We start from the raw sequence: 18,704 nt of genomic DNA, 5'->3' as shown, positions 1-18,704 counted from the left end.
CCGCCAACTGCGCCACCGTGAAGCTGCTTGACGCGACGCCGTTCACTAAGATTGTGCCGTTGCTCGCGTTGCCGACCGTGAAGGTCACGCCTGTGTCTGTATCGTCAACGTCTGTATAACCCAAGTCAGCTGCCGAGATCGTGTAGCTGCCTGCCTCGTCCACTTCCGCCGCCAGATCGCCTGTCAGCTCCGGCGCATCATTCACTGGCGTCACCGTCAAGTTGAAAGTGCTGTCTACCGGTGTGCTGCCATCTTCGTTACCGTCTTCAACGTTAATATTGAAAGACGCCGACGTGGTTTCGCTGCCGTCATGTTTAAACGTCACTTTACCCGCCGCCAACTGCGCCACCGTGAAGCTGCTTGACGCGACGCCGTTCACTAAGATTGTGCCGTTGCTCGCGTTGCCGACCGTGAAGGTCACGCCTGTGTCTGTATCGTCAACGTCCGTGTAGCCTAAGTCCTCAGCCGTAATGGTGTAGCTGCCTTCTTCATCCACTTCACCCAACAAATCACCTATCAGCACTGGTGTATCGTTCACAGGAGTAATATTAAGCGTAACTTCTGCTTCGTCTTCCCCACCGTTCCCATCGGTCACTTTATATTTAAAAGTTGCCTCCCCGTTATAGTCGGTATCCGGTGTGAATATAATTGTATTGTTTGTGTAGTCGACAAACAGCTCACCATTAGTCGCGGAGGTAATTGAACCCACAACAATTGAGAGCTCATCACCATCAATGTCAGTATCATTCGCCAACAATTCATCAAAAGAAATCGTGATAGACGTGTCTTCAGCAGTAACAAGTTTAGATTGATTAATACCTGTCACTGTAATGTTATCTAACAACGCACCGTAGCTATCTGAAGCTCCAGCGCCTGCAAATGTAAGGTCCGTAACGTCCCCTTGGACTTCGAACTCAGCCGTGATCTTATACCAACCATTTGCGTCAGGTTGCCCTATTTGGACATTAAGTCCGTCGGCACCCGATAGAGATCCATCTGCGTGAACAGTAACTAACGTGTCACCGACTTTAAACGTCATGTCAGAAGATGAATTACCGTCTCGTCGAGGGTTGTAATCAAATTCAACACGCACGCTATCTTGGTCTGACGTATTAATATTTGTTGTGATCGCGGTGTTTTGATGAGCATCAAGCTCAGCGAGGTAGTCACCGTCTGTCGCTTCAGCTATGAGACCGTCACGCTGAATCTCTAGACCATTTGTTGCTTCCCAATCATCTAGTTCGTCGCCAGTTACTACAGTCCAACGACCTGTGTTTGTCATGTTTTCAAAGGACTCAGAGAAGAGCAGCGTCTCACTATGAGTTTCATATGTGTCATCAATCGCTACTGGACCGTCGTTGGTGCCTGTCACGGTAATGGTTAAGGTATTGGTTTGGTTGACCGTGCCATCGCTTGCGGTGTAGCTGAACACCACGTCCGCGGTCGCTCCTGTGGCCAACGCTTGAGAATCGCTGCCGTCCGCCACAAAGCTGTAGCTGCCATCGCCACGAATGGTCAATGTGCCGTAATCATTGCTTATCACTGTGTCGCCACTCTCTGCCACTGCGGTTGCGGTGCCCGTAGTACCGTTCAAAATACCCGTGACGTTCAATGAGTCGCCATCGACATCGCTGTCATTGGCCAACACGCCGTCTTCTGCACTGACCGTTAAGGTCGCGTCTTCATTCACCTCGCCCACATCGGCGGTTAACTGAGGCGCATCGTTGGTGCCTGTCACGGTAATGGTTAAGGTATTGGTTTGGTTGACCGTGCCGTCGCTCGCGGTGTAGGTGAACACCACTTCCGCGGTCGCTTCTGTTGCCAACGCTTGAGAATCACTGCCGTCCGCCACAAAGCTGTAACTACCGTCAGCACGAATGGTCAATGTGCCGTAATCATTGCTGATCACCGTGTCGCCACTCTCTGCCACGGCGGTCGCGGTGCCCGTGATGCCGTTCAAAATGCCCGTGACGTTCAATGAGTCGCCATCGACATCGGAGTCATTGGATAGTAAACCGTTACCAGCACCAACGGTTAAAGTTGCGTCTTCACCAACCTCGCCGGTATCGACATTGAGTTCGGGCGCGTCGTTTACAGGTGTGATATTTAATGTCACTGTCGCTTGGTCTTCGCCACCATTTCCATCAGTGACTGTATATTGGAATGTGGCCTCACCGTTGTAGTCTTGATCTGGTGTGAATGTGATCGTTTCGTTTACATAGTCAACCGATAATGTGCCATTGACCTCAGACGTTATTGAACCAACAACAATTGAAAGAACATCACCATCGATATCAGTATCATTCGCTAACAACTCTGCGAATGGGATCGTAATAGGCTCATCTTCACGCGTAACGAGCTCAGGTTGGTTGATCCCCGTTACAATAACGTTGTCAATCAAAGCCCCAAGACTATCTGAAGCACCATCTCCTGCAAATGCTAACTCCGTACTATCAGCTTGCACCTCCAGCTCGGCGGTAACACGGTACCAACCATTAGCATCTGGTAGGCTTATTTGAATATCAAGTCCATTAGCACCGGAAAGGGTCCCATCCGCATGTACCGTGACCGAGGTGTCACCGATTTTAAAGACCATATCAGAAGACGAGTTACCATCTTGGCGAGGGTTATAGTCAAATTCAACCCGAATACTATCTTGACCTGAAGTGTCTATAATCGTTGAAATTTCAGTGTTTTTGTGAGCGTCGAGTTCAGCAAGATAGTCACCATGAGTTGCATCAGCAATTAGACCATCACGCTGAACCTCTAGCCCGTTGGTCGCATTCCAGTCGCCAAGATCATCACCAGTCACAACTGTCCATCTGCCAGTGTTTATCATTTGTTCAAATGACTCGGAGAAAAGTAACGTCTCGCTACTTTCGTTGTAACTATCATCAGTTGCTTTTGGTCCATCATTTGTGCCAGTGACCGTAATAGTTAAGGCCGCAGTATCCATCCCCCCCTTACCATCACTTATCGTATAAGTGAACGTTTCAGACACCTGCTCACCAGCTTTTAAGCTATCCGCATTATCAGCAACGTAGTTGTAACTACCGTCTTCGTTAACAATCAGAGTACCAAAGCTACCGGTTAATCCAGATCCTACAGTTCCAGCTGTGCTATTTGATGCATTTTCGGCACCTGTCCGAATACCAATGACTTCGAGGTTATCGCCATCAATATCGCTATCATTTTTCAGTAACCCTATTGATGCATCTACTGCTAAAGTCGCATCCTCGTTAATAGACCCACTGTCATTGCGAGCGATTGGCCTGTCGTTAGTACCGGTGACAGTAATAGTCGCGGTCGATGTGATCGGCTCGCCACTTTCATCGCTCATCGTGTACGTCACCACGACTTGCTCTGTTACACCTACTGGCAGGTGATCAAAATCTTCGCCAGTCGCTTCAAACACTAGTTTATTATCAACGATGGTCACCAGACCTTTGTCCGAGCTCACATTGTCTAAGGTAAAGGTCGCACCATCGTCTAAATCGGTGTCGTTAGCCAACACATCTACGGTTACTGTGCTGTTTTCTTCCACTGCACTAGTGTCGGCGTTTGCGATTGGAAGGTCATTAGTGCCTGTGACTGTGATAATTAACGTTGTTGTATCAGTTGCACCTTGGTCATCAGTTACTGTGACTGGTACTTCAATCTTTAGTTCTTCACCTTCGGATAGATAACCATAAGAAGACGCATCGAATTCATAACTACCGTCTTCGTTTAAAGTTAGACCTTCAACTAAGGTGTCCGTAGTAAACACTAGTGGTTCACCTACAGGTTGATCTACATCCGTAGCATTGATGCTACCGCTAATAACCTGGTCCTCTAATAAGGAACGGTCCTTAGGCTCTGCTACTGGCGCATCATTCACTGGCGTAACATCAATTGTGACAGTTAACGTGTCTGTCAGACCAGTTTCATCCGTCACGATAACTTGGAAGCTATCTGGACCGTTATAGTTTGCATCTGGAGTGTATTGCCAAGAGCCATCTTCATTTAGGGTAAGGCTACCGTTAGAAGGGCCCGATTCAACTGAGAAGGTAAGAAGGTCATTATTTGCATCGGTCGCAGTTAACTGGCCGCTTAACAAAGTATCTTCTGGAACAGATGCACTTAGTGCATCTTCAAGCGCGCTAAAAGAAAGGTCTACAAAGATTGGCTCTTGTTGTGCGAAACGGAATTGCTCTAGAAGGCTCAGGCTTTGAGTTCGCGACATGCCCAGCGCTTCAAATCCCGTTGTTATAAATTCGGTTGCTGGGATCGTTTCTTCACCGTCTCGCTCTACAGTCCCACTAGTTGCCAAGCTAGAACCATTTTGACCAGCAGCGGTAGCGAACTCATCTCCTAACTCAGTAGGGTCTTCACCTTCTTCTAATGCGGCAAAAATATTTGCGATATCCTGGTCTAGTTCAACTTCACCGTCTTCAGGTGAAAAACGCTTAACTGATACCTGAGGTTCATTAGGTCCATTTTGAGATTCAAGAGTTACATCTCCAGCCTGTAGAGGCTCTCCATCTTCGAGTACTCTAACCGTGCCATCAACTGAAATAACCATGCGCTGACCCAATGCAAGAGCACCGGTCAAATTCAATGCTGTAATGTCCATATCAACCCCTAAAAACCATTTTCGCTTGTCACGTCAACTTTGTGACATCTTATTTATAATATTAGCCGAAATATAACATTTAACATCACATAATTCCTAGTTATGAATCGTGCATTTAACATACCGAGTGACAAGGTAATGACGCTGATCACATCACACAATAATGAAAGTGCTCACACTATCAATATAAGTTATTGTGTTTGCGAAAAATAACAGAGCTAAAAACGTAAAATTGACGTTCTAAAAATCATCATAAAACGCACAGCAAACTGTTAACAACTTTACAACCATTTACGGTAGCTTCTCGAGCGAACGTTATTTTTTTGGCGGTTCATCTAAATTTCGTATCTAGCACATTAAAAAGCGTAGGTTTAGATGCAGTCCAATTTGGAGAGATGGAAATTGAATTACATTCAAACGACAACATTAGGGTTAGCTATAGCGCTAAGTTTGCCGACAACAGCACAAACCTTAGAGCAAGCCGTTGCGTTTACATTAGAAAGCAACCCTGAAATCAAAAGTGCTTATAACGAATATATCAGTAAGCGTTATCTTAACGACGCTTCTGGTGGTGCTTATCGACCAAGTATAGACTTAGATGGTGGGATTGGTTATGAACATACTGATCTAGCAACCAACCAAGACACTACCGATCTGACTAGAAAAGAAGCAACGATCACCTTGACCCAGTTAATATGGGATGGCGCTAATACATCCAATGATATTGACCGTACTGCGGCTGATGCAGAGTCCGTGCGCTATCAACTACTATCTAACGCGCAAGACATCGCTTTAGAAGTAACAAAGGTTTATCTTGATGCAGTGAAAGCCTATGAAGTGCTTTCTCTTTCGGAAAGTAACTTAGCGACGCACAAAGAGATATATAACGATATTCGTAAGCGCGTGGAATCAGGTATTGGTTCAACCGCAGATATGTCACAAGTTGAAGCTCGTATTGCGAAAGCGCACGGGAATTTGCTTGCTGCTCAAAACAACCTTTTTGATACGCATACTCAGTTTAAAAGACTTGTTGGTCAATCTCCTTTAGGGTTAACTTTCCCTCGCGCAGATGCGGGTGCAATTCCTTATACCGTTGATGGTGCGTTGGCAAAAGCGTTTAACCAGCATCCAGTCATTAAGATTGCACAAGCCGATGTTGACTCAGCGAAGTTCCAATACAAACAATCTAAGAGTACCAACTACCCGACTGTTTCTTTTGAAGCCGCTCAAACTTGGCGTGATGACGCCGGTGGTACAGAAGGCAGCAGCGATGAGTTTTCTGCCATGGTTCGTTTAAGATACAACCTTTACAATGGTGGTTCGGATCAAGACCGCACAGAAAGTGCAGCCTACCAACTCAACAAAGCCAAGGACCTTCGCGAAAGTACTTACCGCAATGTAGAAGAGAGTCTACGTCTATCATGGAGCGCACTTGATTTAACGGTTCAGCAAAAAGAGTTCCTATCTGACCACGTAGACTCGGCATCAGACACGGTAATCTCATATGAGAAACAATACCGTATCGGTAAACGTACCCTTCTCGACTTACTTAACACTGAGAATGAATTATTCGAAGCTCGTAAAGGCTATTTAGATGCTAAGTATGACGAGCAATACGCAAAATATCGCGTAATGAACGCAACTGGTAACCTACTCATCGGTTTACGAGTTGAGATCCCAGAAGAATGGAATGAAAAGGTGGAATATTAATGAAGCTTACCAACACAGTATTATCGCTTTGCTTCATGGTTGTATCTGCCAATGTTTTAGCTGAAAACAACGAAGATGAATTCGAATATCGCGCTCTACCACCGGCCACTCAAATTTACGATCTTCAAGATGATGACAATGACGGTGTAATAAACGCGCGAGATTTATGTCCCGATACACAAATTGGTGCCGAGATCGATAACGACGGTTGTGGATCATATTTCGAGTCATCGGAAAAGAAAGAGCTGCATATACTCTTCGCTAATAATTCAACGGAAATAAACCCTGTCTTTCTAGGGCAGATACGCCAAATGGCGGCATTTTTAAAGCGCTACGAAAGTACCAGCATTGAATTGCAAGGTTATGCCAGCAAAGTAGGTAACGCGGAACATAACCTAAAGCTTTCGAAAGAACGTGCATCACATGTAAGACGAGCGCTAATTAGCAACGGTATTCAGCCATCTAGAGTCAGCATCGTAGGTCATGGTGATTCTGAATTCAGCAGTGATGACACCCAAATCAATCACGCACTACATCGAAAAGTTGTTGCTTCCGTTGTTGGATTTAAGGGTAATATCAAAGAAGAATGGCACATCTTCACCAAAATTAAAAAGTAGGCGTACCCAGCTTTTACCATACTGAAACGTTATCTTAAGTTAACGTTTCAGTATGGTGATAATTCCTTGAATAGCATATACCTAAGCCGTCTATAATGTTAATCTTGCCACGTTATCAACATAGAGAATTAATCCATGAGCAAACTAACAGCTGATACTCAAGCAAATCTAGAACTTTTCGTTTCTGAAACACAAGAAACTAAACTGGTATGGGGCCTTCGCAACGAAGAAGGTTGGCTAGCATGTGACTCAAGTGAATTCGAAAACAGCGAAGTGATGCCATTCTGGTCTTCAAAAGAAGATGCTCAAACTCACAACGTTGAAGAGTGGGCTGACTTCGAAGTATTAGAAATTCCACTAGATATCTTTGTAGAAGATTGGTTACTGACTCTTGCTGAAGACGGCGTTCTTGTTGGTACTAACTGGAATGCAACATTAGAAGGCAAAGAACTTGAGCCTTCTGACCTAGCGAAATTATACATCTAATTTCCGATATCGGTCGCACGATTCGCGCGACCGATATACCTCTGATTAGTATCAATAAATTAGAGACCTACCTCGCATAACCACGTAGTCGCACCATTCAAAATTTGAAGCAACATCAAACTAATAATAGAATATCGTTCTTTATCTGATTGATCGTCTCTTGTGAATCACTTCGTTTTTGTTACCTTTCTACTATTCATTAGCTTTTGTTCTTATAGCCAAGTATCAACATCAGATCGTGACCACAATTCACCAGTCTATACCTCCAATCTAAGCTCTACTCCAAATGCTGATTGGAACGCGCTTTATCTCTCTACTTTAAACCACTCTCCTGAGCGCGCATTAAACATGCTGCAAACACGCTACATCGGCTCAACGGTTTATGGAGATAAGCTTTACCTTGCGTCTCTTCTGTATCAATACATGAGCCACCGAGATCAGCCGTTCTACGGAATCGCTTCAAACGACAATGACTACCAAGCGATAGAAACAGCGTTTATTTCTGCTCTGAGGAAAGACGGCAAAGGCCAATATGAACAAGCACAACAAGGCTTTCTAACACTTTTGGCGAAAATGCAATCTCGCAGTGATTTAACTGGTAAAGCCTTACTAAAGTACCAGCTATGCCGATCGCTTAACGAGCAAGCTAAATACCATCAAGCGAACTATTACTGCTCTGCCCTTCAGTCAGATTTACATGACATCGCTGACCCTGTATTACCAAAATTCGGGACTTATCGAGTCATCGCGAACAATCATCATTTCCGCAGTGACTATCAAGCTGCACTAGACACCTACCTATCACTAATAAACGTGTTTCCACAAGGGCATGATATTTCAGGGGTTTACAACGATGTGGGTAACTTGCTCAAAGAATTAAAGCAATATGAAAAATCGGCGGAGTATCTAGAGCAAGCTCTCATTCTCAGAGTAAACGCTTCAGATTTAATGAAAGCACAAGTGCATCACAGCCTTGCGGATCTCTACCTTAACCAAGAGCAAAGTGAACTAGCAATTCACCACTTTCAGACAGCAAGAACACTGCTGAGCTCAACGTCGCATAGCTACGGTATTGCACTCACAAGTCTTGGCTTAGGAAAAGCGTACACTCAAACGAAAAACTATGATGTGGCGAGAACCTACCTAATTGAGTCTCTTTCAGCTTCGAGCGAACTGAGCAATGATGTCATTCGCATCAATGCTTACTTGGCGATCAGCGATATGTTCGAAGAACAGAAACTGCCAACGGAAGCACTCAACTATGCTCAACAAGCGCTAGAATTAGCTGAACAAGTCACAAGGCATAAATACATCGCGCAGTCACTTCTTCAGCTTTCTGATATTCATCAATCACTCAGCGATTACCAACAAGCTTTCTATTTCTACCAGCGATACTCGTCAATACAAATGGAAGCTAGAGATATCGACAATCGACTCGCACTCGAAGCGCTCGGCCTGACGCACGCCAAATATGAACAAGAACTAGAAAGCTCTTTCCTGACACATCAGACGAAACTCGACCGCGTTCAAATTGAAAAAATGGAACATCAAAGATGGATGTACAACATCGTTGTTATTCTGTTGCTTTGCGCTGCAAGCTTCACGGTATTGATAAACAAAACGGTTCGCGCAAAAGCAGCAATTGATGGCTTAACGAAAGCATATAGCCGAACTGAGATAATTCGAAGAATCAAAAGAGTGAAACGCTGTAAAGGGACGGACAAACAGCATGTGCTCGTGCTGCTCGATCTAGATAAGTTTAAGAAGATTAATGATGAGCATGGGCACCCTACTGGTGATCGGGCACTGGTCCATATTAGTGATCAAATTAGAAAACACTTAGTGAATGGTGAATTGTTTGGTCGCTTAGGGGGTGAAGAATTTGTCATCATGTTAACCGATACCCCACCAGCAGAGGTACGAGAACGCGTTGAAGAGTTGCACTACGCCATTTCAAGCACTGTCTTTTTATCAGAAAGCAAAAAGTCACTTAATGTGACCGCGAGTTTTGCTTATCTAGCAACCTCAAACGCATTAAGTGACTTTGATGACTTGTATTCAGTGCTCGACCAAGCACTCTATCAAGCCAAAAGCAACGGCCGAAACTGCATTATTGATGCATATAACGAACCGATTGATTTACCTGAAATTATTTATTCTCAGCCTGTTTGCGAACCAACTCAGCCATGATGCTTTCGCGATCACCGAGGTAATCGTTAAGGCCAACTTTACGCAGTTCACATGCCGGACAATCGCCACAGCCATCACCAACAATGCCGTTGTAACAAGTCAGTGTTTTGTTTCTAACAAGTTCAAGTGCTGAGTACTGGTCTGCTAGCGCCCATGTCTCAGCCTTGTTTAACCACATTAGCGGTGTTTTGATATCAAGCTGCTTGTCCATACCTTGTACAAGTGCAGAGTTCATCGCCTTCACAAAGTCATTACGACAATCAGGGTAACCAGAAAAGTCTGTTTCACACACACCTGTAATCACGGTTTCAGCACCGATTTGGTAAGCGTAAATACCCGCTAGAGTCAGAAATAGAATATTACGACCAGGAACGAATGAATTCGGCAGCCCATTCTCTTGCAGCTCATGAGACACAGGAATATCGTCACGAGTCAAAGAGCTGATAGCCAGTTCATTCAACAGAGTCACATCCATCACTTTGTGCGCTTTCACACCAAGCTCTTTCGACAATGACTCAGCAACTTCAATCTCGAGTCTATGGCGCTGACCATAATCAAACGTAATCGCATGAACTTCATCATACTCTTTTAATGCTTGAACAAGACACGTTGTTGAGTCTTGACCACCACTGAATACTACCACTGCTTTTTTCATCTTAAATCCTTACGAGAACCTTCTACTAGCGACTTATCTTGCCCAGTAAAAATACAACCTATGCGATGCTCAAATATTTGTGAGTTTGTATTGATAAGCGCCAATTGCGCTCAATGCAGGTATCAATACAAAGCTGAGTAGCGCGGTCTTTTTGGCTGATTGGTTGCAGAGCTATAACAGTGTCGTTAGGAACTGCTGCTCGCTCCAATAAACCGTCAAGTTGTTCGATGTCTTTGCTTGTACCTACTGGATGCTTAATTTCGTTAGCACGTTGCAAGGCGCTATCTAAGATTTCCAGTTTCGCTTTCATCGCCACTTTCGGTGACACCGTAACCCAAGTGTCCGGTGTGGCTTTAACTTCTGATGTTCCGCTAGTCTCAATCTGACAGCGACAACCGTGCTGCTCAAACGCTTCAGTAAGAGGAACAAGATCATAAATGCATGGCTCACCACCAGTAATCACAATGTGCTTAGCAGTGTAACCTTGCTTGATATATTCATTCACGATTCCTTGAGCATCGATTGCTGACCAAGTAGGTGAATCTTCTGTCTTAACCATAATATCGCCAAGGCTGGTTTCCTCTTCTGGCAACGCTTCCCAGGTCTGCTTGGTATCACACCAAGAACAGCCCACTGGGCAAATTTGCAGACGAACAAAAACAGCGGGAACGCCAGTAAACACGCCCTCACCCTGAATGGTTTCAAACATTTCATTAATCTTGTACAACTTTCCCTCAGCTCAATCATTTGATGAAATTAATCAACCGCAGACCTTAAAGCACTTCCCCCTTTTGGTCAAACAAATGAGTACTGATAAATGAGTTGATCAAAGCCCTAGCCTGAACTTTCAAGTTCCCTTATCCTTTCGCCCATAGATTTCGTTAGCTTTTAATTTTTTAGTAAGGAACAACATGTACAAACTGATTGCTCTTGATATGGATGGCACACTACTCAACAGTGAAAAAGTGATTTCTCAAGAGAACAAAGACGCAATCGCCAAAGCACGAGCTGCAGGTGTGAAAGTAGTTCTCGCTTCTGGTCGCCCTTTAGAAGGCATGCAAAGCAAATTAGATGAGCTTTCGATTGACGGCGAAGATGACTTTGTACTCTTCTACAACGGCTCTATGGTTCAGAACGTATCGACAAAAGAGATCATTCACAGTGAGATCAGCAACGGTAAAGCCGCAAAAGAGATTGCTGCCCTCGCTGAACAGCTTGGTGGTTATGTCCATGCTTTCAGCAAGATCCACGGCTTAATCACACCTGAGAACAATGAGTACACTGGTATTGAAGCGCGTATTAATTGCTTAGATATAACCGAGTTCGACTTTTCTCAACTAGAAGATGACCACGAAATCATCAAAACTATGATTGTCGCTGAACCAAGCAAGCTGACTGAAATCATCGGTAAGTTGCCACAAGAGCTTAAGACTCAGTTTACTATCGTACAAAGTGCACCATTCTTCTTAGAGTTCCTAAACCCGAAATCAAACAAGGGTGTCGGTATTGAAGCGATAGCGAAACACTTAGGCATTAAAGCGGAAGAAGTCATCTGCATGGGTGATGCTGAAAACGATCACCATATGCTTGAATACGCAGGCCTTGGCATTGCAATGGAAAACGCAATGGAAGAAACCAAGAAACTGGCGGATCACATCACAGCTAGCAACGACGACCATGGTGTAGCGGTCGCGATTGAGAAGTTTATCTTCAACTCATAAACGCTCAACAGGTTCTAATAAGAATTACTTTTTGCTTGTTTCAGAAATGACAAAGGCTGTGCACTGCACAGCCTTTTTGATTTTGTGTTAGTCGAGTCGCTTACTCTCTTTTCCATGGCAGACGAAATGCCACCACACCAAACAGAATCAAGATTGGGAAACGTAACGTTTCAACAATAAATAAAGCAATACCGCTGAAAGAGACAAAGCTTCCAGCCCAGCTAATCAGCAGATTTCCCGCTAACAACATCGCCATCACTCCAAGAACGATCTTGAATGAGAACTGACCAACCAAAGGTTTCGAGTCTGTTAACGTCACTAGGCATGCAATCGTCATCAAAATCGCCACCCAGAATGAGAATGTTGGCAGTGGCCATATCACCGTCAGAACAATCGACAGTAAGCACAATGCCCACCAAACACCTTTAGAACTCAATAAGGCGCTAATATCAACATCCGGTTTCGCGTCTAATCTCACGATATGCCACGTCGTTAAAGCGCCTAATACGCCACCCATTAATACATCACTAAAAAACGCACTACCTGAATAAGACTTAAATAGCATGATCCACAGCAGGCCAGCGAGCACTACCAGAATGGCTTTTTGCTCCAAGAGGCGCTTTAGTTTCCAAAAGACTAACAAGGTTAAACTGACCCACAAGGCAGCCAACAGACTTGGAAAACTATACCCACTGCTCATCACCAGTTTCAATGTTGGCATGTAAGCGTGTGGACGTGGAAAACCAAAACCTTGGTGCGCGATTAAAGTAAGTAGTGTCACCGAGATCAAAGTGAAGCCAAACTTCAACGCGAAGTTACGGCCAAAGTACCAAGCAATTAACGGCAATATCACAATGAAGACCCATGGCTTGGCCAACAAGTCAGTCAAAAGCACAGTATTCGCAAATACGCTTGGCATCTTATCGAACGTGTTTTGAAGTGACACAATCCAATTTAATTCAACTTGATGGACTTTGGGTGCCGCGCCCACCAGCTCAGTCACATACGTCACCGGTTGATCTGTCGCAGATAAAAACAGCTCGTTAATCTCAGACCACTGTTCTGGGTAGCGGTATTGGTGATCTTGCAATTCAGTAGGAGGAAGTAACATCGCTCGGCTGACTTCCACGCCATAATGAGGAGCAAACCAAATCGGCAGCTCAAAGCCACCTAACTCATTTCGAGCCTTGTAACTGATCACTTCAGAGTCAGAAATACAATCAAACACGACGGCACTGTCGGTATAACCTAGCACATCACCGACCGTTACCGACAAACCAGCCTCTTCCCACGTTTCACGTTGCGCCGCGACGGCTGGCGGCTCACCTGAAACAACAGTGCCTCCCGGTAGAGACAATTGACCGGTGATCAATTCATCAACCAATACGATTTGGTTATCGGCACGTACTACACACAAGGCGCCCGCGATATGATCGGGCAAAGTGTTGCTTGCCCAAGCGGAAGTAGTACTCAAAAGAGATAATATGAAAACTAATAAATGTCGAATAGCCAACGAGTTTACCTAAAAATAAGAGAAAAAGTTAAAGACTACTCTAGTGTAATCAAACACGCACAAAATCGCTGTCTACGTTTTGTGCAAAGCCTTCCTCATCCATTGAATGTGAGGTGTGAACCCCATTTTTTGGTAGAAGTCCTTGGCAGGTGAATTAAAGTCCCAAACTTCTACAAAGACTTGTTCAACCCCATAATCATCAAAAGTACTTTCAACTTTGTTAAACAACTTTTCAGCAATCGATTCTTTTCGATAATCAGGCAAGACAAACAGTTCATCGACACTTCCCATCGGCACTGGTTTGCTGACCGTTGAGATAAGCTCACAAAAATGCCCAGAGATAAAGCCAACAATGAGCTCTCCTTTTAATGCCACATAAACCAAACATTCAGGGTCATCCAAGTATCGTGCAATGCTTTTTTCCTGCTCAATCTCTTCTGCCGTTTTAAAGTGCTCTGGGCTAGCAAGGTGGTGGTGATGGTGGAGATCGAACATTAACTCGTTAAGTTGTTCTAAATCCGCGTGCTTTGCGGCCCTTAAGGTGACATTCATGACTATTGCGCTTCTCAAACCAAATTAATATCTAAACTGAGTCTAGTTTACTTGGCGTGAGTATCTATACAAGTTATTGAATTAATTCATTGTTTGAAGTGTGTATTTTAGATACAAAAACGGCCACATTACGTGGCCATTCTGTTTGAATGATTTTGAATTAAACGAATATCGAAGCTATGGTTTTTGCTGTGGCTTTTGCTGTAGCTTCAGCTTTATGCACCGTTATCTTCTTTCTCTTCTTTGAGATCAGCAAGCTGTTGTTCCAGTTCAATAAGCTTAATTTCCGCCTCTACTTCCGCAACTCGCTTTTCTGCATCAGTGCGATTGTCTTGCGCTAGACCATCAGCAGTAACTTGGGTTCGTTGTGCGTTTCTTGCATCGTCCGTATCTTTCATTGAACCCGCAACACCACCGGTCACACCACCTAATGCAGCGCCCTTAACGGCTAAACTCGCATCTCCAGTTAGAGCGCCGGCTGTTGCTCCTAATAAAGCACCACCTACCGCACCACGATTACGTGCGGCATTCTCATTTTCGTTATCCATTGCTGGTGATGCGCAACCAGAAAGAGTCACAATCAGTGTCGCTAAAAGAAAAGGTTTAGTGAATTTCATAGGAGTCTCGCTTAGTTCTTCGTTTTGAGTAGAACCATCTTAAGCAGAGCCGTTAATAAGATAAATAAAGCCACGTTTAGACGATACATCATGTTCAGCTATGTATTATTCAGCCATCGCATAACTGATTAATGATATATAGCTTTGAGCTCGCTTTATCCTCACCAACAAAAAAGGCGACCAATAAGGTCGCCTCAATCGCGCTTTCTCTATAATTCTTGCCTTTCACATATCTCTTAGCCTTTAGACCAAAAGTTTTGCATGTTTGCTACGCTAGGTGGTGGCCTAACACCACAATCTCGATAATGATTTTTATCGCCGATCCCCAGTATCTTGCCATTTTCGTCATCAATCATAGCCGCAACTTTAACACCGTCTCCCACATGGCGAGTTAACACGACAATTTCACCAGCTCTTTCAGACCTTACTGCGCCTAAGATTTGATATTCGTAGCGGCCTTTCCTTGAATTAACGATCATCTTCGAGTTAATAGGGTCGGCTTCATATCCCACACCAATATCAAAAACCGCTTGATAGAGATCGACGCCAGTCTTTGATACACATTTAAATACCTTGGGATGACTCAAAGGTTCTAACAACGCTCTACTCGCTTCATCCTTTGAAATACTGGCACTAGCAGCACCACTGACCAATAAAGCAATCAACAAAAAGTACGCTCGCATAAAAAGACCTCAATATGTGGGATTCATAATGAGGTCATAGTAAACGCAATGGATAAGCGGATGAATAAAGTAGAGTTTAGGTAAACCATCACGCCGGATTATGTATAAATCAACAAGCCGAAGGTGAGATTACCTAAACTGCGACGTCTATTTGCCGAGCTTTTCAGCAATTTCAGTTAAGCTGGTAGGGTCGTCAATAGTTGAAGGCACCACATATTGTTCACCTTCTGCGATCTGCCGGATCGTTCTACGTAAGATCTTACCTGAGCGTGTCTTAGGTAACCTCTCAACAACCAAGGCTTGCTTAAAACAAGCTACCGCGCCGATCTCATTACGAACCTTGCCAACCAATTCCCTTTGCAACTCAATGCCATCGACTTTTACGCCATCTTTTAACACAACTAGACCTAAAGGAAGTTGTCCTTTCAAGTCATCGTGAATCCCGACTACCGCACATTCTGCAATGGCTGGGTGACCACCCACGATCTCTTCCATTTCTCCAGTCGACAGACGGTGTCCCGCTACGTTTATCACATCGTCGATACGGCCCATAATAAATAGATACCCATCTTCATCGAGATAGCCACCGTCCCCAGAAACATAATAGCCTGGGAATTGGCTCAGATAGCCAGATTCAAATCGATCATGATTACGCCAAACCGTTGGCAGACAACCGGGTGGTAGTGGACGTTTGAGTGCAACAAAGCCTTGCTGATTTGGCTGTGCCGTTTCACCCAATTCATTGAGGATCTCCACTTGGTAACCGGGTACTGGCTTGGTTGAAGAACCCGCTTTTACAGGCAAAGATTCAAGCCCTGTCGGATTGGCAGAAATAGCCCAACCCGTTTCGGTTTGCCACCAGTGGTCGATAACCGGTTTATTGGTATGAGACTCGACCCAATCCAATGTTGGCGGGTCTAAGCGCTCGCCAGCCATGAAAATCGACTTGAGCGATGATAAGTCATACTTGGTGAGCAACTCGCCTTCAGGATCTTCTTTCTTAATGGCCCTAAACGCTGTTGGCGCAGAAAACAATACATCGACGTTGTACTCTTCACACACTCGCCAGAATGCGCCGGGATCTGGCGTTCTGACTGGCTTACCTTCAAACAGAATCGTAGTACAACCATGAATCAATGGTGCATAAACAATATAAGAATGCCCCACTACCCAGCCGACATCAGAAGCCGCCCAAAATACGCCATCTTGCGGCATATCGTAGATAGTGCTCATCGAGTATTTCATCGCGACCGCGTGACCACCATTATCGCGCACCACGCCTTTTGGCTTACCCGTCGTCCCTGATGTATACAATATATATAGTGGGTCAGTCGCTAGAACAGGCACACACACATGAGGCAAAGCATCATCAACAGCTTGTTGCCAAAGTACATCGCGTTCATTGTTCAACTCGGCTAGAGATTGCTCTCTTTGGAATACCACCACTTTTTCGGGCTTCCAGCGGCTGTCCATGATCGCCCTGTCGACCATCGGCTTATATGGCAGAACTTTATTTATCTCGACACCGCAGGAGGCAGTAATCAAGACCTTCGGTTCAGCATCTTCGATACGAACGGCAAGCTCATGAGGAGCAAAACCACCAAACACCACCGAATGCACCGCGCCTAGTCGAGCACAAGCCAGCATTGCCATTGCCGCTTCAGGAATCATTGGCATGTAGATCACCACACGATCGCCTTTGGTCACGCCTTGCGTGGCTAACATACCTGCGACTTTTGCCACTTGGTCACGCAATTGATTGTAAGTGTATGAGGATTGATTTCCTGTAACTGGAGAATCGTAAATCAGCGCGGTATTGCCACCTCGCCCATTTTCACAATGGTAATCAAGCGCGAGCCAGCAGGTGTTCATCACCCCATCAGGAAACCAACGTTCAATACCGTTATCGTCAGTTTGTAATATCGTTTTTGGTGGTTCAAACCAATCTATCGCTTGTGCTTGTGTTTCCCAGAACGAATTGGGGTCTTCCCTAGCCCATTGATACTCGGTGATATAATCGGTTTTTCTTTTCATTCGATTCGTAGCAGACATAGTGCCTCCTCCATGATTTATCCATTAGTCCAAGCGCCTAGCTTTTGGCAGTGTCACTTGGGTGCACTCTTTTCTCAGCGTTGTGTTCGTGAACATTTGACCGTTCACGACAATCGCTTTACTTAGGAAAAGGCACACGGATGGCACCTTCCATGATCACTCGGGCACTACGACTCATAATCGCCCGTTCTATTTGCCAACCGCTTTCCGTCTGCAAAGCTTTAGCTCCGACCTTTAAGGTTCCTGATGGATGACCAAAGGTCACAAAATCTCGGGAACCCTCACCGACTGCCAAGTTCACTAACGTACCTGGCACACTCGCCGCTGAAGCAATCGCGACCGCTGCCGTGCCCATCATGGCGTGGTGCAGTTGTCCCATAGACAAAGCACGTACTAGAAGGTCAGTATCTTCGACAGCAACCGATTTACCACTGGAAGCTTGGTACGCTTGAGGCTTAGCAACAAACGCGACTTTAGGTGTATGTTGACGTGATTCAGCTTGTTCTAAAGAATCAATAAGACCCATTGCTACTGCACCATGTGCTCGTATGGATTCAAACAGAGCCAAGGCTTTGGTATCACTATTGATATCTGATTGAAGTTCAGTGCCTTGGTAGCCAACCGATTCAGCATCAACAAAAATGGTGGGTATCCCAGCATTAATGTATGTCGCTTTGATGCAACCCAGATCGGGAACATCTAAAAAATCGACAACATTCCCTGTTGGGAACATAGAGCCACTCGCATCGGCGGGGTCTAGGAAATCAACTTGGATCTCAGCGGCGGGGAAAGTCACACCGTCGAGTTCAAAATCACCTAACTCTTGAACTTCGCCACCAGCGATAGGTACATGAACAATAATGGTTTTCTCTATGTTCACTTGCCATACTCGCACCTCGACCACACCGTTTTCTGGAATACGATTCGAGTCGACTAGGCCACTATGAATAGCAAATGGGCCCACTGCAGCAGACAGATTGCCGCAGTTACCGCTCCAATCAACGAACGGCTTGTCTATTGCTACTTGGCCGAATAGGTAATCAACATCGTGATCGGCTTTACTACTTTTCGAAACAATAACGGTTTTACTGGTACTGGATGTTGCACCACCCATGCCATCGGTTTGTTTGCCATAAGGATCTGGACTACCAATCACGCGCAGAAGTAATGCGTCTCGAGCTTCTCCGGCAACTTGCGCAGCCTCAGGTAAGTCACTTAAGTTGAAGAAAACGCCTTTGCTTGTTCCGCCCCGCATGTAGGTAGCAGGTACTTTTATCTGTTTATTTGTCATCATAA

At 44.9% G+C, this 18,704-nt stretch carries 14 protein-coding genes; 5 read left to right on the top strand and 9 right to left on the bottom strand.

Features of this window, described 5'->3' with window-relative positions; all coding sequences use genetic code 11:
- The coding region (locus tag AB4493_RS14160) for a tandem-95 repeat protein (protein WP_372155220.1) at nucleotides 1-4,612 on the bottom strand (4,612 nt) is incomplete at its 3' end.
- A 402-nt stretch (nucleotides 4,613-5,014) separates the two neighbouring features.
- Between AB4493_RS14160 and AB4493_RS14155 the strand changes: the two genes are divergently transcribed.
- The 4 genes from AB4493_RS14155 (at nucleotide 5,015) to AB4493_RS14140 (ending at nucleotide 9,615) form a co-directional block, all read left to right on the top strand.
- A complete protein-coding gene (locus AB4493_RS14155; RefSeq protein WP_017062307.1) occupies nucleotides 5,015-6,322 on the top strand; it encodes a TolC family outer membrane protein in 1,308 nt (435 codons plus the stop codon).
- On the top strand, nucleotides 6,322-6,939 hold the full coding sequence (locus AB4493_RS14150; protein ID WP_136982597.1) for an OmpA family protein: 618 nt from the start codon (nucleotides 6,322-6,324) through the stop codon (nucleotides 6,937-6,939). The genes AB4493_RS14155 and AB4493_RS14150 overlap by 1 nt, the downstream gene beginning before the upstream one ends.
- A 135-nt stretch (nucleotides 6,940-7,074) precedes the next feature.
- Nucleotides 7,075-7,425, top strand: a complete 351-nt coding sequence (locus AB4493_RS14145; RefSeq protein ID WP_017062305.1) for a DUF2750 domain-containing protein — start codon at nucleotides 7,075-7,077, stop codon at nucleotides 7,423-7,425.
- Nucleotides 7,426-7,587: 162 nt separating this feature from the next.
- Nucleotides 7,588-9,615, top strand: a complete 2,028-nt coding sequence (locus AB4493_RS14140) for a diguanylate cyclase (protein WP_017062304.1) — start codon at nucleotides 7,588-7,590, stop codon at nucleotides 9,613-9,615.
- Here AB4493_RS14140 and queC read toward each other — a convergent pair.
- Both queC and queE read right to left on the bottom strand, forming a co-directional pair.
- Nucleotides 9,575-10,270 carry a 7-cyano-7-deazaguanine synthase QueC gene (gene queC, locus AB4493_RS14135; protein ID WP_017063822.1) on the bottom strand — a complete coding sequence of 232 codons (696 nt, stop codon included), beginning with the start codon at nucleotides 10,268-10,270 and terminating at the stop codon, nucleotides 9,575-9,577. The two genes, AB4493_RS14140 and queC, sit on opposite strands and share 41 nt — an antisense overlap.
- A 58-nt stretch (nucleotides 10,271-10,328) precedes the next feature.
- On the bottom strand, nucleotides 10,329-10,997 hold the full coding sequence (queE, locus tag AB4493_RS14130; protein WP_346762947.1) for a 7-carboxy-7-deazaguanine synthase QueE: 669 nt from the start codon (nucleotides 10,995-10,997) through the stop codon (nucleotides 10,329-10,331).
- Nucleotides 10,998-11,181: 184 nt separating this feature from the next.
- Between queE and AB4493_RS14125 the strand changes: the two genes are divergently transcribed.
- Nucleotides 11,182-11,991: a Cof-type HAD-IIB family hydrolase gene (locus AB4493_RS14125; RefSeq protein ID WP_017062301.1), complete on the top strand. Its 810-nt coding sequence runs from the start codon at nucleotides 11,182-11,184 to the stop codon at nucleotides 11,989-11,991.
- Nucleotides 11,992-12,091: 100 nt separating this feature from the next.
- Here AB4493_RS14125 and AB4493_RS14120 read toward each other — a convergent pair whose 3' ends face one another.
- The 6 genes from AB4493_RS14120 to prpF all read right to left on the bottom strand — a co-directional run bounded on the left by AB4493_RS14120 (nucleotide 12,092) and on the right by prpF (nucleotide 18,699).
- Nucleotides 12,092-13,504 carry an NUDIX domain-containing protein gene (locus tag AB4493_RS14120; RefSeq protein ID WP_372155218.1) on the bottom strand — a complete coding sequence of 471 codons (1,413 nt, stop codon included), beginning with the start codon at nucleotides 13,502-13,504 and terminating at the stop codon, nucleotides 12,092-12,094.
- Between the two features lie 72 nt (nucleotides 13,505-13,576).
- The gene (locus tag AB4493_RS14115) at nucleotides 13,577-14,056 is read right to left on the bottom strand and encodes a GNAT family N-acetyltransferase (protein ID WP_009846623.1); all 480 of its coding nucleotides are present in this window, start codon (nucleotides 14,054-14,056) and stop codon (nucleotides 13,577-13,579) included.
- A 215-nt stretch (nucleotides 14,057-14,271) separates the two neighbouring features.
- Nucleotides 14,272-14,673, bottom strand: coding sequence for a glycine zipper domain-containing protein (locus tag AB4493_RS14110; protein WP_017062298.1), 402 nt, complete (start codon nucleotides 14,671-14,673; stop codon nucleotides 14,272-14,274).
- Nucleotides 14,674-14,909: 236 nt separating this feature from the next.
- A complete protein-coding gene (locus AB4493_RS14105; RefSeq protein ID WP_050648228.1) occupies nucleotides 14,910-15,356 on the bottom strand; it encodes a hypothetical protein in 447 nt (148 codons plus the stop codon).
- A gap of 147 nt (nucleotides 15,357-15,503) precedes the next feature.
- Nucleotides 15,504-17,408 (bottom strand): propionyl-CoA synthetase, encoded by a 1,905-nt coding sequence (locus AB4493_RS14100; protein WP_372155216.1) that lies wholly within the window; start codon nucleotides 17,406-17,408, stop codon nucleotides 15,504-15,506.
- Between the two features lie 118 nt (nucleotides 17,409-17,526).
- Nucleotides 17,527-18,699 (bottom strand): 2-methylaconitate cis-trans isomerase PrpF, encoded by a 1,173-nt coding sequence (gene prpF, locus AB4493_RS14095; protein ID WP_372155238.1) that lies wholly within the window; start codon nucleotides 18,697-18,699, stop codon nucleotides 17,527-17,529.
- Nucleotides 18,700-18,704 lie beyond the last annotated feature (5 nt).

The sequence above is a fragment of the Vibrio sp. 10N.222.55.A1 genome, from assembly GCF_041473835.1.
GTDB classification, from domain to species: Bacteria; Pseudomonadota; Gammaproteobacteria; order Enterobacterales; family Vibrionaceae; genus Vibrio; species Vibrio crassostreae_C.
Note: the sequence above shows the minus strand (reverse complement) of the source record. Positions and strands in the feature narration are given on the sequence as shown.

What these genes read in the sequence shown, in the direction of transcription:
- AB4493_RS14115 (WP_009846623.1), bottom strand. Translation starts at nt 14,056, where the DNA reads ATGAATGTCACCTTAAGGGCCGCAAAGCACGCGGATTTAGAACAACTT.
- AB4493_RS14110 (WP_017062298.1), bottom strand. Translation starts at nt 14,673, where the DNA reads ATGAAATTCACTAAACCTTTTCTTTTAGCGACACTGATTGTGACTCTT.
- AB4493_RS14105 (WP_050648228.1), bottom strand. Translation starts at nt 15,356, where the DNA reads ATGCGAGCGTACTTTTTGTTGATTGCTTTATTGGTCAGTGGTGCTGCT.
- prpF (WP_372155238.1), bottom strand. Translation starts at nt 18,699, where the DNA reads ATGACAAATAAACAGATAAAAGTACCTGCTACCTACATGCGGGGCGGA.
- AB4493_RS14145 (WP_017062305.1), top strand. Translation starts at nt 7,075, where the DNA reads ATGAGCAAACTAACAGCTGATACTCAAGCAAATCTAGAACTTTTCGTT.
- AB4493_RS14125 (WP_017062301.1), top strand. Translation starts at nt 11,182, where the DNA reads ATGTACAAACTGATTGCTCTTGATATGGATGGCACACTACTCAACAGT.
- AB4493_RS14150 (WP_136982597.1), top strand. Translation starts at nt 6,322, where the DNA reads ATGAAGCTTACCAACACAGTATTATCGCTTTGCTTCATGGTTGTATCT.
- AB4493_RS14100 (WP_372155216.1), bottom strand. Translation starts at nt 17,408, where the DNA reads ATGTCTGCTACGAATCGAATGAAAAGAAAAACCGATTATATCACCGAG.
- queC (WP_017063822.1), bottom strand. Translation starts at nt 10,270, where the DNA reads ATGAAAAAAGCAGTGGTAGTATTCAGTGGTGGTCAAGACTCAACAACG.